At 55.0% G+C, this 18,248-nt stretch carries 9 protein-coding genes; 6 read left to right on the top strand and 3 right to left on the bottom strand.

Annotation, left to right across the window (positions count from 1 at the left end; genetic code table 11):
• Positions 1 to 9 precede the first annotated feature (9 nt).
• The 3 genes from AC5DDB_RS15850 to AC5DDB_RS15840 all read left to right on the top strand — a co-directional run bounded on the left by AC5DDB_RS15850 (position 10) and on the right by AC5DDB_RS15840 (position 6,346).
• On the top strand, positions 10 to 3,447 hold the full coding sequence (locus tag AC5DDB_RS15850) for an outer membrane protein assembly factor BamB family protein (RefSeq protein WP_491740711.1): 3,438 nt from the start codon (positions 10 to 12) through the stop codon (positions 3,445 to 3,447).
• Between the two features lie 119 nt (positions 3,448 to 3,566).
• Complete coding sequence (locus AC5DDB_RS15845; RefSeq protein WP_491740710.1) at positions 3,567 to 5,003, top strand: sulfatase; 1,437 nt, start codon at positions 3,567 to 3,569, stop codon at positions 5,001 to 5,003.
• A gap of 26 nt (positions 5,004 to 5,029) precedes the next feature.
• Entirely contained in the window at positions 5,030 to 6,346 is a 1,317-nt protein-coding gene (locus AC5DDB_RS15840) for a sulfatase family protein (protein ID WP_491740709.1), read from the top strand.
• An 84-nt stretch (positions 6,347 to 6,430) separates the two neighbouring features.
• Here AC5DDB_RS15840 and AC5DDB_RS15835 read toward each other — a convergent pair whose 3' ends face one another.
• From AC5DDB_RS15835 to AC5DDB_RS15825, 3 genes are all read right to left on the bottom strand, one after another.
• Positions 6,431 to 7,141, bottom strand: coding sequence for a hypothetical protein (locus AC5DDB_RS15835; protein ID WP_491740708.1), 711 nt, complete (start codon positions 7,139 to 7,141; stop codon positions 6,431 to 6,433).
• A gap of 204 nt (positions 7,142 to 7,345) precedes the next feature.
• On the bottom strand, positions 7,346 to 8,776 hold the full coding sequence (locus AC5DDB_RS15830; RefSeq protein WP_491740707.1) for a hypothetical protein: 1,431 nt from the start codon (positions 8,774 to 8,776) through the stop codon (positions 7,346 to 7,348).
• Positions 8,777 to 8,886: 110 nt separating this feature from the next.
• On the bottom strand, positions 8,887 to 9,453 hold the full coding sequence (locus tag AC5DDB_RS15825; protein ID WP_491740706.1) for a hypothetical protein: 567 nt from the start codon (positions 9,451 to 9,453) through the stop codon (positions 8,887 to 8,889).
• A gap of 323 nt (positions 9,454 to 9,776) precedes the next feature.
• Between AC5DDB_RS15825 and AC5DDB_RS15820 the strand changes: the two genes are divergently transcribed.
• The 3 genes from AC5DDB_RS15820 (at position 9,777) to AC5DDB_RS15810 (ending at position 14,735) form a co-directional block, all read left to right on the top strand.
• Complete coding sequence (locus tag AC5DDB_RS15820) at positions 9,777 to 12,155, top strand: DNA gyrase/topoisomerase IV subunit A (RefSeq protein ID WP_491740705.1); 2,379 nt, start codon at positions 9,777 to 9,779, stop codon at positions 12,153 to 12,155.
• 94 nt (positions 12,156 to 12,249) lie between these two features.
• Complete coding sequence (locus AC5DDB_RS15815) at positions 12,250 to 13,509, top strand: amidohydrolase (protein WP_491740704.1); 1,260 nt, start codon at positions 12,250 to 12,252, stop codon at positions 13,507 to 13,509.
• 80 nt (positions 13,510 to 13,589) lie between these two features.
• Positions 13,590 to 14,735 carry a carboxylate-amine ligase gene (locus tag AC5DDB_RS15810; protein WP_491740703.1) on the top strand — a complete coding sequence of 382 codons (1,146 nt, stop codon included), beginning with the start codon at positions 13,590 to 13,592 and terminating at the stop codon, positions 14,733 to 14,735.
• Positions 14,736 to 18,248 lie beyond the last annotated feature (3,513 nt).

The following is an 18,248-nucleotide window of genomic DNA, read 5'->3' as shown; positions in this document are numbered from 1 at the left end:
GACAAATTCATGCCTCGCGATGTTCCACCACCTCCGCCAGAACGTAGACCGCCGGACGACGATGACTGGGAAGATCTCAGTGGTGAGTCGTCGTGGGAACTTCCTGCAACGGATTTGCCCGCGGCCGATCACGCTGGCAACGAGGAGTTTTCGTCGCTCTATGATGAAGATTTGTCTGTGGAGGAGGACGAGTTCGTCGAGGCGGAACCCGAGGAACCGCGGAGTCGATACGACGATCTGCTCGATGATGAAGACATTCTCTCCGCAGAACCGTTGAATACCCGGGACGAAGCATCGGACGACGAAATTGTGTTCGAAGACGATGAGGAGTCTTCGGAGCCAACCGGTCGACGTCCTGCAAAGCAACCACCGAGGAAAGAGGCCAAATCGCCAGACACCGCAGAGCCCGACGAAGAAGAGGTCAAGCAGGATCCGATTGCCGATCGAATCCGTGAGCGGTTCGGCAGTGGACGCACGCGACCGGGCGATCACGACGTGATTCGTTCACCGATTGTGCTTGGCCTGCTCGGCGGAGCGGTCGTTTGCACTCTCATTGCGGTGACTTTGTGGTTTCTCACGAACCGAAATAAATCGGAACGCCAGTACCTCGCCGCCGACCAAGCCCTGCAGGAAGGTCGGTTTATGCAGGCGGTGGAGTTATTTGACACGTTCCTCATCGAGAACCCGACTGACCAACGTGTGGCAGACGCCCGAATCGGCATTGGTCGGGCCAATATTCTTCGGCAAATCTCCGGTGGTGCACCGGATTGGCAAGCCGGTATCGAAGCGATTGTGGAGTTCCGCCGAGAGTTTCGAGAATTCGAGAACTACGACGAACAAAAACTCGACCTTAAGAAATGGTCGAGTGAAATTGCGGAAGGTGCTGCCAACGATGCGGTTGCACAGAAACGACGAGAACTCATCGAAGTATCCCGCGAAGCATTCAAACTGGCCCAGCACTTCAGCCCCGCTGATGACCAACCCGATCAGTTAGCCGATCGCCTAGAAAAACGCTGGATACAGGCCGTCGATGTCGCAGACCAACAGGACGCCTACGATAAAGCCGTTTTGGCGATCGAAACGGCTTTGGGGGCAGATCCGCCTCGCACGATGCGGGCGTTGGCGGAGCGACGAAATCTGCTCCTGCAGTTCCCCAAATTGCAAAACGACTCTCGGCTAAGTCAACTTCTCGATAAAGCTCTCAAAGCCGAGCGAGCACTCATCGCACAGGACATTCCGGAGATAACGCCGGACGCCAACGATCCACTGTTAGAGAGTCCGGGAGTGTACGCATTCACCGAACAAACCCGAACACGGGCCGGTGAGAAAAGTGATGGGCAAACGGTTTTTGCGATCGGCCGCGGCGTGCTGTTCGGTCTCGATTCAGTCACCGGGCAACCGCTGTGGAGACGCACGATCGGCGAACGGACCGGCTTCTTTCCCCAAACCGTACCGACTGCCGTTCCCGGCTTGTTGGTGCATGATCAACGTCGTGGCGAACTGTTACTCCTTGAAAGTCGGACGGGGAAACTTCAGTGGCGATTGCCATTCTCTGAGTACTCGATCAGCGAACCGCTCGTCGAAGCAGGGCACATCTTCTTGCCCACCGATACTGGCCGGTTATACAAACTCGATCTCGAATCCGGTCGTATTCTGGGCATGATTCAGTTTTCGCAAAGTTTAATCGGTCCACCGATTCATCCTCGCGAAAGTGCAGCACTCGTCGTAGTCGGAGAACGGGCGATCGCATACACGGTGACGCTGCAGGAATTCGAAGTCGTCGCGATAGCAAATACCGGACATGCAGCCGGATCGCTCGATTCGCCTCCGGTCGGACGGACGACGCATTCGGTCGATGTCCCCGCGATGCCGCTCGGATCATTGTTGCTGCTCGCAGAGAACCAACCGAATCGTCGATGTCAACTACGACTATACGACTTGAGCAACCCTCAACAGGAGATCCCTCAAGTCGCCATAGAAACGATTCAAGGACACGTCAACAGTCCACCACTTCTTCGAGGCAACCTGTTGTTTGTGGCATCGGGACAGAACCGTGTCACGGCCTACGCGGTGACAGATGACCCCGATCAACCGCCCCTCAGTCGAATCGCTCAGCAAAACATAGTCGGCAACCGGACCCACTCGGCATATCTAACTGCCACGTCTAGCGATCAGTTGTGGTACGCGGGGAACGGGATGTATCGTCTCGATCTTTCAAGTGGTGCCTTGTCAGTGGTTGCGAATGTGGCGACCGACAGCGTCGTGGCTCAACCCTTACAACGGAGTGGCGACGTACTATTTTTGGGACGTCATCGTTTGTTTAATCAATCAGTTTTGTTGTCACCTTTTCAAATAGATTCCTTAGCTAGCAACTGGGGCACAACAACGGGTTCGCGGATTCTTGCCTATCTGAGTGATGACGTGGCTGCTGGGTTTCTTAACGAAGATGGCCAGTTCTATCGGGTGCAGAGAACGGAGTTACAGGTCGATAGCACTACCAAGTTCGATACTAGCTCCACGATCACTTTGCCACTCCCCAAGGAGTTGAATTCGCCACTAATGGCAACAGCAGTCTCGGCACAAAACATTGCTGTCGTCGCGAGGGGTGAGACGCCTACATGCTGGGTGCTCGATCTGGGTGGTCAGATTTCGCAGACCTTGCGTCTCAATGAATCGCCCGATCTGGCTCCTATTCCAATGGGAGATGGTTTTGTCCTGGCGATGCCTAATGGACGGCTACAATACGTCAATCTTCAAAAGACGAGTCCGGCGGTCGATGACTATAAACCGAAAATTGAGACAGATGTTGACGAAGACGTGAAAGACGCAAGCCCGGCAGCCTGGATCGATGCAGCCAGCATCGGGTCGGATATCGTCATCGCGCTCGATTCGAATGCACAGTTGACTCAAGTCCAACTGAGAAAACAGCCGTCACCACACCTTTATGGAATTCGTACGGTTCAACTTAACTCGCCGGTTGCAATGCCGTTCGTCCTTCAAGACGGTTTCCTTGCACTTGCGACTGTCGATGGGCAGTTGCAGATCATGGACGCCCAGACTCTGCAACCAGTCGCGGAACTTGATCTCTCGGGGTCTGTCACGAATGAGTTATGGTCGGCCAAGGGATGGGTTTTTGTCGAGACGGATTCCCGAACGCTACAGGCGATATCTCTCACCGAGCAACCTCGGATTGCCTGGACGGCAAACGCTGATGAAGCGAACAATGATGTTCGGCTTGCGGGGGCGCCGTTCTTGGATGGAAGTCGATTACTAGTCACGCGTCGTGACGGAACGCTATTAGCTATCGAAATCGCCACTGGCAAAGTTCAAAAATCGATTGCACTCCAGAATTCCTTAGACTCTGGGCCGATCAAAATTGGCGATGAGCTCTTTGTGCAAACTAGCGATGGTGGACTAATTCCACTCTCCGGGCTTGACTTCAACTAGTTCAAGCTGGATTGTGTCTAGCATTCCTAGCCCGATGGCTACAGTGAATGCGGTCGGCTATTGCTAGACAATTTTCTCGCTGCTGTTTGGGATCTGTTGTTACCTACCGGAGTCTGACGATGTCGTTGCCAGCACGATTGATTTCCGCCCTAGTGATAACTCTGATCTGTTTGTCGGGCGGTCTGCAAGCGGCTGACCGTCCGAATGTGTTGTTGCTGTGTATTGACGACTTGCGGCCGGAACTTGGTTGTTATGGTGTCGACTATATCGAGACCCCACGGATAGACAGACTAGCAAAGCAAGGTCGTGTCTTCCTGAGACACTATGTGCAAGCGCCAACTTGTGGAGCATCACGATTCACATTGCTAACGGGCAACTATGGTCCCTATGGCAACGATGCGTTGTTCAAACGTGCTTCGCAGTTGCGTGCAAATGCGAGTTCGCTGACTCCGAGTTTTCCCGCGTGGTTCAAGCAACATGGTTATCGAACGGTATCGGTCGGAAAGGTATCCCATCACCCGGGTGGTCGGGGTGGGGGTAATTGGGATGATGACGCGCAGCCGGAAATGCCGCGTTCGTGGGATCGTCATTTGATGCCTTGCGGTGATTGGCAGCATCCACGCGGTGCCATGCACGGATTGGCTCATGGAGAGATTCGCAAAAATGCGAAAGAGATGGACCTGTTTCAGTCGGCGGAAGGTGACGACAGTATTTACCCGGACGGGCTGACAACTGCAGAAGCAATCCGGCAACTCGAAGAGTTGGCTAGCCAGTCGAACGAAACGCCATTCTTTCTCGCGGTAGGTATTATTCGCCCGCATCTTCCTTTTGGTTCACCAGCGAACTATATGGAACCCTATCGTGATGCCACTTTGCCCTCGGTCCTACATACTTCGAAACCACGTGGAAAGACCACCTGGCATGGCTCCGGCGAGTTCATGAAATACAACCGTTGGGGTCGGAACCCAAACGTTGACGACAAATTTGCGATCGAAGTCCGCAAGCACTATGCGGCATGCGTGACCTATGCCGATTCGCTTGTCGGGCGAATTCTTGATCGTCTGAACGAACTGAAATTGCAAAAGAATACGGTCGTCATTCTATGGGGAGATCATGGTTGGCATTTGGGAGAGCATGCTGTTTGGGGAAAGCACACGTTGTTTGAAGAATCGCTCCGCTCCCCACTGATTGTTGCCTATGACGGGATTTCGAATCCAGGGGCTCAGACAAACGCGGTTGTGGAGACGATCGACATTTTCCCAACCGTCTGTGATCTTACAGGACTTGCCAAGCCAGAAGGTTTGGATGGCCGGAGTCTAGTTCCGGAACTTACGGCCCCCGATCGATCCGGCGACGAAGCCATTTCGTATATGCGGAATGTCGCGACGATTCGAACAGACTCGTACCGATTGATCGCGCATCGAGATGGCTTCTATGAGTTATATGACCATCGGAACGATCCGGGTGAGACACAGAACATCGCAGCGAAACTGCCGGATGTTACACGGGAACTGGCGAAACGGTTGGCCGACAAACGACCTTTGGCTGGTCGGTGAACGCACGATACACGGAAAGAAATCGAATGAAGCACTGCATTCTGCTCGCGGTTGTTGGAACGGCCTTCGTAGCTCCAAATCTGCATGCGGCGGAACGGCCGAACGTTGTCATCTTATTTGCGGATGACATGGGTTACGGCGATCCGGCATGTTACGGGCACCCGCAGATTCGCACGCCAAACATCGACGGACTCGCCAAGGATGGTCTGCGACTGACGTCATTCGTGACCGGTTCTTGGTGTGTACCATCTCGCACGCAATTGATTACCGGGCGGTATATGCCTCGTGTCAAGTTCAATGGCGGGACGGGTTCCGATGGACGTGGGGGCTTGCCCGATTCGGAATGGACGCTCGCCGAAGCACTCCTCGATGCCGGTTACTCGACACACATGGTCGGCAAATGGCACCTAGGATATAAGCAGAAGAAATTTCTGCCGGTGCACCAAGGCTTTGAGACTTGGTTCGGGTTGCCTTACTCGAATGATTACATCAAACCTTGGGTCCAAACCGATGAGCCATTGGGCTTGTACCGAGGAGACGAAATGGTTGAACATCCGTTCGATCAAGATCCACTGACCCAGCGATATACGGCGGAGGCTCAGTCGCTCATCGAGAAACAATCTGCTGAAAAGCCGTTCTTGCTCTATGTTGCCTATGCGATGCCGCACTTGCCGTTGCATGTCTCGCAAGAGTTTCGTGGAAAATCGCAGTTCGGTTTATATGGTGATGTGATCGAAGAAGTCGACTGGAGTGTCGGGCAGATCTTGAAGACATTGAAAGAGAAAGGGTTCGCTGAGAATACCTTTGTATTCTTCGCCTCGGACAATGGCCCTTGGATCAATATGCCGCCTCGTATGCAGCAGGCCGGCAACGAACTTTGGCATGCCGGGTCCGTTGGTCCGCTTCGGGGTTCCAAGGGGGAGACGTACGAAGGAGGCCCACGTGTGCCAGCGCTGATTCGTTGGCCGGGAAAAATTCAAGCGGGTCGCGTGTCGGCGGAGTTAGTCGGGATGCCCGACATCTATCGAACGATTTTGTCCGTCGCAAACGCCAAAGAGTCACCCAATCCCGTGGACGGGCACGACCTCACCGCGTTTTTGAAAGGGGAGACCGAGGAATCGCCACGGAAAGATTATTTCTATTTCCGCAATGGGTTAGAAGCGGTTCGCGTTGGTGACTGGAAACTCCGAACCGTCACCGGTCAGCCAGAGCTGTTTCACATGCGGACCGATCCCTATGAACGCATCAATCGGGCTGCGGATAATCAAGATGTCGTCGACAGACTTTACGAACGTATGCAGGAAATGAGTCAGGAAGTCGGTGCTCGTCTCAAAAAGATTTAGACTCTCAGGAATGACAAATACCCTCGACGGAAAATTCCGCCGAGGGTATTTGGTTGCCGATATGACATCGTCAGTTTCGGCTGCTCACTCTTCTTCGTAAGAATCAAACTCTGTGCCTTCTTCGCCGACGAACTGGTAGCCAGTTCCGTAGCCGGCACGTTCTGCCGTGTTCCACTCACCGCGTCCATAGACCGCTTGGGCAGGGACAGTATAGTGCCAGTCCCAAGGCCATGGGGTTGGGGGAACCATCCGTGGGTTCGGTTGCCACATTGGCACCTGTTGGTAGTAAACCCCCATCTGAGTCGTATCGGTGGGGTGTGTGACGACTGGCAACGGTTGAGCCGCTCCAACACCCGACCAGGCTTGTCCACCGGTGTAATAGTGGTTTGGCCAGTAGCGGTTGTAAACGACGGGTGTTCGCCAGATCGGTCGACGAACAACGCGATGCCAGTTGTAGTATGGTGGAACAACCAGTTTGCCAGGCAATCGCATGCCATTCGCGTTCATGGGACCTGCGACACCCTGCGTATAGGCCGACTGCTGCGGCATGGCGTAGCCAGTTGCGTCAACCATTGACTCCTCGGAAGACCCTCCTTCGGAGAGCACTTCCTGGGGAAGAACTTCTGGAGCGGGAATGGAACTCGGACCGCCGTAATTGGGCAATGGTTGTGCCTCGGTGATTGGTTCGTTGGGAACCTGGCCGATTTGCTGGGCCGACGCCATCGACAAGGGCAGTCCTCCCCAGACGCAAACGGCGACGACCAGTTTCATGGTGTGAAAGGATTTTCGGGACATCGCACCTTCCTGTGTGCTAGACCGCAATTCGGTCTTCTGGATTCGTGATGATGTAGAAATGTTGTCGTTCCTGCACCACCACGAAACAGAATCCGCCACGGTGAGAATAAAACTGCACAAGTGAGTTTGGGGAAGAATCGCCAAGTCTTACTCGTTCGAATTTGCCAGTCGTCGGACCAATCACATTACGGGGAACCGTTCTGATCAGGGCCCATATTGTTGTGGGTTCCGCCAGATGGGAGTTAACCGACTAACCGGAGTTCCCCAGCCAAAGTTAAACGTTTTCTGAACATTGGGAGCCAAAGGCATCGCAGCGGGCATTCCCAACCCTTGTGCGGCATACACGCGACCGTCTCGCGCGTCGAAGTGCCAAGGGTTCGCTTCGTAAGCCACATTGTACTTGCCAAAGCGGAGATACGGGCTGTGAAGCGGACACTTCTCTTGCCCCACATGCTTACATTTGCATTCTGCCCGTTCCAAGCAATGGAAACCCCAGCTACATGCGTGTCGTGGCAAGAGTTCACAACTTGGAATCAGGTCATGCAGGTAGCCGAAGCAAGTACATCGACACTGATGCTCGACACCGTATTCGTCGACGTAAGTGCCGTGATCGCGTTTGCAGAACAGGCCTGAGAAACTTCCATCGCCAGAGTTGCAGAACGGCATCGACCAACCGGTTTTCGGACCGTCTCCACCGAACGACCAGCAGGTCGAGGAACTGTTTGAACCGCCATGACAAGCGTGGTTGGCACCACCTCGGCAACCGCCGTTACAGCCTGGAGTCGTGCAACCTTCGGATGTGCATCCGGTTGAGTTACAGACGGTGTCGTGACCGGGAACACATGGAGCTGCGGTGGAAGTCGCCACCGTGCAGTTTGTGGGCATGACACCCGGAGCCGGTCCAAGACGGTAGACGCCTTCTTCCTCATCGATTGCCATTTCATGACCAACAAGTGTGATGAAATTCGGCTCGGCAATTTCCGTGTAGTCTGCTTCAAGAACGCTTGGTTCGTAGCTCGCGAGCGTGATGACGTTGTCGCTCTCAATGCTGGCGCCGCTTTCACCGGGAATACAATGCGTGCTTGAGCAATTGCCCGTGCCATGTGAACCGCAGCCGGAATGGCACTCTTCGCTATCGAGAAGTTCATAGAGACAACACCGATTTTTGCACCCGACATTCGGGCACTCATCGCAGTAATGTCCCCAGCAAGCCCATGGCGGGCAGCAAGTTGGCCATTGGGCAGTCTCGATCCGTTCGTTGTATTCGTGAATGAGTCGTCGCTGATTGGCTCGATGTTGCAAACAACTAAACGTCTCTTTGAACCAGTCACGGGCACCGAAGCATGTCGGAGCGTAGTCCGTCAAACCCGGATAGTACACCGGCGGATGAAATGCTTGCGGGTACGGGCCGCATTGGTTCCCGGCACATGGCGCACAAGAGTCGCCCGCAAGTTGCGTGACTGGTTCGAACAAGCCGGCACCGGGGTCGGCTTCTGGAACGGGAGCGGTGTAAACGGACGCATGGCCCACCGACTCCGTGGGGGCGTCGTTCGCCCGCAGCGATTGGGCGGTCATCGCGAGACAGCAGAGAACCGCCGTCGTCGCCAGCCGCGTTTTCCATGACATCCGTGACATGACAGAGTTCCTCGAAATCGTGAAACAAACGCGGCTCATCCTCAGCCGCGATGTGGGAAGCTATTTGGTTTGTTGCAATTCGGTGTCACCTCAACTTGGTGTTCTCGCTCCTAGTAGTCGCGGAACAACCCACCGGTGCTCCAACCGAAAGCACCAAGACCGTGCTTATGACTGACGCCGGAAAACGGGATGTGAAAGCCGGTGAACGGGTTGGCATGGGCACGGTACTTGACGTCGACTTCCGTCCCTTGCAAGTACCAGTCTTCTTTGTAACGCACCCCTTGTGCCGTCATCACCCACTTGCCTTTCACGTAGTGATAGTAAGGCGGGTACAAGGCTTTGTAGGCGTGCGGGTACAAGAACTCGTGCGGAGCCAATGCTTGGTTCGTGATGGTCGTGCTGCCAATTTCCGGCGGCACGTAAGGAACCGGCGACGGATACATCGGAGCATTCAGATACGGGTAGCCAGGCTGTTGCAAGTGAGTCGGTGGCATCCGACCGGGGCCGGCGATCGGGCTTGGCGGAACGATCTGCTGAGAGTTCGTCGGCTGAGCCGATTGCGGCGGATTCACTTGACCGGGCGATTTCTGCGCCGATGCCACCATCGGCATTCCGGCAAGCAGCAGCAGAACGACACTTGCACAGTGCGTTCGGCGAAACATATTCAGGCGTCGCATGATGGATTCCTCCGTGAATCGAACGGGCATCGCGAGGATCGGAGAAATCTCCGCCAGCTGCCCGAAAGTCTGTAAGGTCCATCGGCTTTCCGAACCCCTGGAAATCAAACCGGAACGCTTCCGTCCGCCGTTCCCCAGCGACTCGCCTATGTGTGGGGCGTGTATGCGATACAACCGTCACAGGCTGTAAGCGAAACGCTCCGTCAATTACAATGGTTCCCCCGCACAATAAGATCGATGCCGATGATCAACCCAAATGGTAAAATCGTCGCAACCGGCAAACCTAACCAACAAACGGACCGAACGGATTCAAGGAGACTCTGTTGGCGAAAAAACAGGACGCAACCAACGGCAACGGTGCCGCCGACGCAAACGGCGATAACGGCCGCATCGAATACGTTTCGTTGTCTCAGGAAACCCGACGACGGTATTTGAACTACGCGATGTCCGTCATTACCTCTCGTGCCCTGCCGGACGTGCGAGACGGACTTAAACCCGTGCAACGACGGATCTTGTACGTGATGTACGATGGTCTGCGTCTCACGCCGGACGCAAAACGCCGTAAGAGCATGAAAGTTTGCGGCGATACCACCGGGAACTTCCACCCTCACGGCGACGGGGCGGTTTACGAGGCACTTGTGCGACTCGCACAGGACTTCACGCTGCGTTATCCGCTTGTCGATGGGCAGGGGAATTTCGGGTCCGTTTTGGGATTGGCTCATGCCGCCGCACGATATACGGAAGTTCGGTTGACGGCCATCGCCACGGAATTGATGAGCGAGCTTCGTTACGAGACCGTCGCCACCCGCCCGAACTACGAAGGTTCGTACGAAGAACCAGTCGTCCTGCCAGCGCGATTGCCGCACTTGCTGATCAACGGAATCGCCGGTATCGCGGTCGGGATGGCGACGAACATCCCCCCACACAATTTGACGGAGATCGTCAAAGCCTCCATCACGCTGATTCAGAAACCGGATACGTCGACAGCTCAATTACTCCGAACCGTGAAAGGACCGGACTTCCCACTCGGCGGTCGTGTAGTAACCGATCGACAAACCATCCGGGAGTGTTACGAAACTGGTCGTGGTTCGATCAAAGTCCGCGGGGAATGGAAATTCGACGACTCCGAAGGCAAACCCTCCAAAAACCGGTTGGTCATTTACTCCGTGCCATACGGGGTGTCGACGAACCCGCTGATGGAATCGCTCGGGGGAATTTGTGAGGGTCGGAAGCTTCCGCAGTTGGTCAGCATTACCGACGAGACCAACGAAGAAAACGGTTTGCGGATCGTGCTGGAACTCAAGACCGGCAGCAATCCGGAATCGGTCATGGAGTACTTGTACAAACACACGCCACTCGAACAAAACTTCGCCTACAATCTGACGGCGTTGGCACCTGATGAGACCGGCGTGGGGGTGCCTCGACGGATGGGTTTGAAGGAGATGCTGCAACATTTCCTCGACTTCCGCCTCGAAACCGTCCGCAAACGCTTCCAGTACGAACTCGATCAACTCGAACGCCGGATTCACATCCTCGAAGGTTTTGCGCTGATTTTCGAGGGGCTAGACCGGGCACTACGCATCATTCGCAACTCGCAAGGCAAACGCGACGCTGCCGAGAAGTTGATGGCCGAATTTCCGCTGGATGAAATTCAGACCAACGCCATTCTCGAAATGATGCTGTACAAAATCAGCCAACTCGAGATCGATACCATCATCGAGGAACTCCGCGAGAAACAGGCCGCTGCCGACGAAATTCGCAAAATCCTCGCCAGCGAAAAGAAGTTGTGGAAGGTCGTCGAGAATGAACTCGAGGAGATCCGTGAGAAATACGGCGACGAGCGTCGCACGACGATCGGGTCTGTCGAAGACATCGCCGAGTACGATCCTGAAGCGTACATTCTCAAGGAAAATACGAATGTCGTGCTGACCCGCGAAGGTTGGATCAAACGGGTCGGGCGGTTGAGCAGTGTCAAAAGCACACGGGTTCGAGATGGTGATGAAGTTCTTGCCGTCTGCCCAGGCAGCACGGTCGATACGGTCGTGGTGTTTTCGAATGACGGAGTCGCGTATACGTTGCGAATCGATCAGATCCCGGTTTCATCGGGGTATGGGGAACCGCTCTCGAAACACGTTCGCCTGGGTGACGGCGTGGAATTGGTGGCAGCGATTAGCACCGATTCTCGCTTCACCCCGGAAGACGATACCGAAGTCGACGAGCAATCGCCGCCACCGTATTTTTTGATCGTCACCGAAAAGGGCCAAGTCATGCGGCTCTCGCTGAGTGGTTTTCGGGAACCGTCAACCAAAAACGGTCGTAAGTATTGCCGACTCCGCTCAGGCGACCGGGTCGCGCATGTGGAGTTGGTCCGTCATCAGGAATCGATCTTCATCGCCTCGGCTTCTTCAAGAATTCTGCACTTCGGTGTGGACGAGATTCCCGTTCTCGCCGGTCCCGGGAAGGGCGTCATCGGCATCAAACTCGAAAAGACCGACAAGGTGCTCGGTGCACTTCTCATCGGGCGACCGAGCGACAGCTTGAAAGTCATTAACACCAACGGCACGCCATTGACGTTCGGCCAAATGAAGTATCAATTGACCAGTCGCGGAGGACGTGGGGTTCGCACGAGCCAACGCAACGGTTTTGCGGAAATCGTGAAGCCGGAAATCGAACTCGTCGACTGGAGCGATCTAGAGAGTTAAGAACGTCGCGAGTCCGTCAGGTTATGCCTGACACGATTAACTTTCGAATTATCGTCAGGCACGGCCTGACCTACACGGAAAGTATCCATTTCAAATGGACATTGGAAATCCGCATTCAAGTCATGAGGCCTCGATCAATTGGCTTGATCAATACGATCAGTTACTCGACGGGTTTGCGCAAAATCAGATCGAAATTCGTCGGCATTTGCATCGCAACCCGGAACCGAGCGGGCAAGAAGTCGCCACAACCGAGTTCATTGCGGAGCACATCCGCAAGGCCGGTTTACAGCCACGCATCTGTCGTAGCAACAAAGATGTGAAGACGGGCGTTTTCACCGACTTGGAACTGGGGTCCCCTGGGCCGAGAAGCCCGTGTATTGCTTTGCGGTGTGATATCGATGCCTTGCGACTGACGGATATGAAAGCCGTCGAGTACCGTTCGCAGAACCAGGGAATCACGCACGCCTGCGGTCACGATGCTCATACGGCGATCGTGTTGGCGGCAGGTTTGAACGCCTCGAAATTGCGTGATGTCGAACCGGAGCACGCGATGCGTATTCGGTTGATTTTTCAGCCATCTGAAGAATCCGACGGCGGCGCGAAGTGGATGATCGACGCCGGTGCAATGGACGGGGTCAACGCGATTCTCGGTGTTCATGTCGACCCGGAACGCCAATGCGGACGTGTCGGCATCCGTTATGGAGTGCTAACGGCCAACTGTGATGAGTTCGAAATCTGTGTCGAGGGTCGCGGCGGACATGCGGCACGTCCCCACCAAGCCATCGACCCGGTTGCTGCGGCGGTTCGGTTGGTAGGTTCGTTCTATGAAATCGTGCCCCGCCGCGTTGACGCACGGCTTCCGTCGGTGCTCACGGTCAGTCGTATCACCGGCGGGAGTGCTTCCAATGTGATTCCCGATCGCGTCGAGATCGCCGGTACACTTCGCACAACGAACCAAGACATCCGTGAAACGATCAAGACGGAAATGGATCGTCTCTGTTCCGCAATCGAGATTTCCACCGGTGTGCAAATTCGGCGTCGGTTTATCAATCCGGTTCCGGCCGTCGTCAATGACACGCAATGCGCTGCGGCTTTGGAACGTGCATCGCGAGAGGTGTTGGGCGTCGAGCATCTCGAAAGCATTACGCTTCCGAGTATGGGCGGCGAGGACTTCTCGGAATACCTGGCTTACGCTCCCGGAGCTATGTTGCGACTCGGGTGTGGCTTCGCCGATCGAGAGAACCCGTACCTGCACTCTCCGCATTTCGATATCGACGAACACACACTGCAATTGGGTTCACGATTGCTAATGCGGGCGGCCATCCATTTAGCCCATACAGTCGCCACGAGGTAATTTTTTCCCGCCGGGCATGGTAAGATCGTGAGTCGGACGACAACGGTCGATTCATCTTCGCGGAAGCAGTGGAGTTCTCCATGTCCGTTCTCAGGTTTACTCGTAACGATCGGCCGTCGATCGGTGTTGAAATCGAACTCCAACTGGTCGATGAAAACTCGTTTGCGTTACGCCCAGCGATCGAAGCGGTCCTTGCAAAACTGCCTGAGGATCTTCATCGCTGTGTCAAACCGGAGTTGATGCAAAGCTACTTAGAGATCAACACCGGCGTTTGCGATACGGTGCATGATGTTGGGCAGGACCTGAGTCGTACTCTCGATGCATTAGAGCGGGTTACCGATTCTGAGGGGCTGAAACTTCTCTGGGCCGCCACCCACCCATTTTCGCGTTGGGAAGACCAAGAGATTACCGTCAACGACCGGTATTTTCTGCTCGTCGACTTGATGCAGGACGTCGCGCGACGTTTGGTCACGTTTGGTTTGCATGTGCACATCGGGGTCGACTCCGGTGACAAGGCCGTCATGATCTGCGATCGCATGCTCCGGCATTTGCCGTTGCTGTTGGCATTGTCGTCGAACTCGCCATTTTGGAACGGACGACACACGGGCTTGGCGTCGAGTCGATCGAAAATCATGGAAGACTTGCCGACCGCAGGGCTGCCCCATCAGATGCGGAACTGGAGCGAGTATGTTTGGCTTATCAACCACCTGATGGACACCGGCTTCATCAACACCATCCGCGAAATCTGGTGGGATATCCGTCCGCATCATAACTTCGGCACCGTGGAAATCCGTGTCTGCGATGTACCAGCGAACTTGAAGCAAGTGCTTGCGTTGACTGCGCTGGTGCAGTGCTTGGTGACCGCCATCGATCGGCAAATCGACGAGGGAACGTATTTCGCCGAGTACCATCCGATGATGGTGCAACAGAACAAATGGCGTGCGACTCGTTATGGCAGTGAAGCGAAACTCGTCGATAGCGACAGTTACCGCCAACGGTCCGTCGAGGACACCACACGCTCGCTGATCGAACGTCTCTCGCCGATTGCCGATGAGTTGCAATGTTCCAAGGAACTCCATTGGGCCGAAAACCTACCGCGGGAGACCGGCAGTCGTCAGCAGATTCATATTTTTGAATCTCCAGCCGACATTCCTGAAGACCAGCGATTGCGTCGCGTCGTGCAGGAAATGATCGAGCAGAACGATTGGCGGAAGTTCGAGTTATGAGTGCTCACCCGGAAACTGCCAAGATTTGCCAGAAACGGTCTTGACCTGTTTCGTAGCATCACCTATCTATCCGCAACTCGTCTGGGCGGACATCACGCGCCCTCGAACAGGTCGGCTCAAACACAATTACGAAGATTGACCGATCCAAATTTTTGTGACGTATTGAAGAGCTATCGAAAACGGTTGCTGGGAACGACACGCTCGGGCGTGCATCAGTCCTAGCCGACGCGGCAAGGAAGTCGAGTCGACATCTGCGAATCAAGGCTTCAGGAGGAACCTAGCGTTGGGCAAGCTCATCGGACTGTTAACATGTAGTGCGGCTGTCGGAGTGGCCGTCTGGTTGGCCAATACCGACCGACCGACGAAACTGGCATCCGCCCGCGAGGAAGCATTTCCTCAGGCGACGTCACAAGGATCGACCGCCGGGCCGACAGCTAGGGAACTGCTGTCCGCGGGCACTCAACAATTCAATGCTGGTCGGTATGCCGATGCAGTACGATTGCTTGAAGCCGCCAAAGGTGCACGCGGCGAACTGAATCGTTTCGAGCAACAAGACCTACAGAATCAATTGAGCCAAGCTCAAGCGAAACTGAGCCAAGGTGGATCTGCGGTTGATCCCCAGGTTGTTCAACAAGTCCAAGCTTTGATGAGCCGCGCGGAATTGGCTGCCCGTCAAGGACGCAAAAGCACGGCATTGCGGTTTGCCAATTCGGCGGCCACTTTGTCGCGTCGGCATCAAATTGACTTCGCCGCGAACGAAGCAACTCCCGAAGAGTTCATCGCTCAACTGCGTGGTCTGCCGGTTCCTCAACGTCGACCGGCCGCACGCCCGGTGACCAAAGAAAACAGCGATCCGTTCTCTCGGATGACTGCTCAAACCCTTGAGTCAGCTTCAACTGCTGCAGAGCCCGTTGCCGAGTTTCAGACATTAGAAGCCAAACCAAATGCCACTCCGAAAGAGCGAGCGTTGGCGTTGATGAAGTCGGCTCGGAAAGCCTACGACATGGGTGACATGGGCCAAGCCCGTGCTTACGCAATCGAGGCCAAACAGTTGAACGCCTCTTACACTCTGTTCGAGGAATCTCCTGAGCAACTTCTGAAACTGATCGGTCAAGAGTCTGCCACAACAGCGATTCTGGCGGATCAAACAAAGCCTGAGAAGTCCGCGAATCCGTTTGCAACGGAAACTCCCGCGACCGAGGAAGCCGCTGCTCCGGCGACGATTCAACGCGACCCACAAGTTGCTGCGAAGAAGCAACAAGCGGCGGAATTGTTGAAATCGGCTCAGCAGGACATCGTTGCTGGTCGTTTCGAAGCTGCCCGTGAGAAAGCTCAACAAGCTGAGCGATTGGATGTCGCTTACGATCGGTTCGACGTTCAGCCCTTCGAGATTCTCGCTCAAATCAAACTTCTCGAAGCCAACAACTTGGCATCGAAACCGACGACTCCCACCGTCGATCCGAAAGCGGAAGCCAATCGGACGCGAGTTCGTGAGTTGCTCGGCGATGCTCGCAAAGCCGCTCAAACCGGCGACTTCGCGACAGCCGACGCCAAGATTGCCGAAGCTCGTCAGCTCGACGTGACCTACGATCCATTCGACGAAACACCGGACACCGTTGCTCGGTACGTTGAAAATCGGAAGTTCCTGCAAGCATCGACAACGCCTACGACGGAACCAACTTCAAACAAAGTTGCTGACAATCCGTTCGCCGGCAATGATCCGTTCGAATCGAAGCCATCGACCGGGCCAAAGCCGCAACCGATTGAAACTGCCGAAGCCCCGGCTAATCCATTTGCTAACAAGCCGAAGTCGGCACCAGTCACTCCTGATGAATCGATCGACGCCCAAGTTGTCGAAGCGGTGGTTCAGCCTTCGGGTGTGTCGGCGGTTGTATTGTTCGATCGTGGAATGAAACACTTCAACGACGGCGACACCGCTCAAGCTTACGATGCCTTCCTGAGTTGCTATCGCACCGGTCAGCAAATGGACCCCTGGCGGTCGCAAACACTGCAGGACATGCTTCAAGCATTGCGGTCTCACGCGAAGACTCAACCAGCAGATGCCGATGGCGGCATTCGTCAGGTGAGTGCGGAACTCGGCGAAGGTAAGCCGATTGGACCTGGCTTGGGTGCGACCACGCAATTGGACGCCGCTCAACAAGAAATGACGATTCGCTACGACAAGTTGCGATCGGAAGTCATGAATGCGGTCTTCAAAGCCGACCGACTTCGTGAGAAAGATTCGACCAAAGCCCTCGAAGTTATCGACCGGGCCACCGCAAGTTGTGCCAGCACCGAACTTTCACCCGAACAGGTGAAACCGTTGTTGCGTCAACTTCGTCAAAGCCGAGCCGACATTGAAGAGTACCAAAAACAACGGGCTCCAATTCTGGCTTTGGAAGAACAAAACCGTCAGGTGCAGGAAAAAATCCGTACCGAAATGGGACACAAGATCCGCGTCGAGCAAGAACTTGCCGCTCTTGTGGAAGAGTACAACGAACTCTTCAAGCAACGACGCTTTGCCGAAGCCGAAGTGCTCGCCAAACAAGCTCAGGTGCTCGATCCGGAAAACCCGGTTACGGTCACGATGGCTTTCAAAGCCAAGATTGCTCGTCGCGATGCTGCGAACAAAGAACTGCGTGACGACATGGACGAGTCTTATTGGACGACTCTCAATGACGTCGAACGTTCGATGGTCAACCCGGTTGCCGGTGACTCGATTGCCTTCCCGAAGAACTGGGAAGAACTTTCGAAGCGTCGCAGCAAGTACGGCAGTGCGGACAACCGCATCAAGACCGAACAAGAAAAGCAGATCGAACGCAGCCTGCAACGACCGATCTCATTGCACTTCGATAACGTCCCAATTCAGGAAGTCTTGGCTCATATCGCGACGACAACCGGCGTCAACATCGTTGTTGACGAATTGGGTCTGGAAGAAGAAGGTGTGATGGCCGATACGCCGGTCACGATTCACGTCGACGGCATTATGCTGCGAAGTGCGTTGAACTTGATGCTCGGTGGCCGTCACTTGGCTTACCTGATCGAAGACGAAGTCCTCAAAATCACCAGTGAAATTCGGGCTCAAGGGAAACTGGAAGTCCGCACTTACCCAGTGGCAGACTTGGTCGTACCGATTCCGAACTCCGCTCCGTCGGGTCCTTTGGCAGGAATTTCCGGTGTCGCTGGGATGGGACCGAACTTCTACGGTGCTGGAAACTACAACATTCCTCCGGCGGGTGCTTTGCAACCAGTTGGTGGTGGGCAGTTCCAAGTCGGCGACCAAGTCGGCGGGGCCAGCTTTAACCCCTGGGCCAACCCAAATGGTGCGGGTCAGATGGCAGGCGGTGCATCCGCGTTCGACTTCGACACGCTGACCGACCTGATCATCTCCACCATCGAACCAGGTTCTTGGCAAGAAGCTGCTGGGGGCGGAAACATCCGCTCGTTCGAAACCACGTTGAGCCTCGTCGTTCGGCAGACTCAAGCGGTTCATGAAGAAATTCGGGATTTGCT

The organism is Thalassoroseus sp. (genome assembly GCF_984380535.1).
This window is presented reverse-complemented; position numbering and strand designations above follow the sequence as displayed.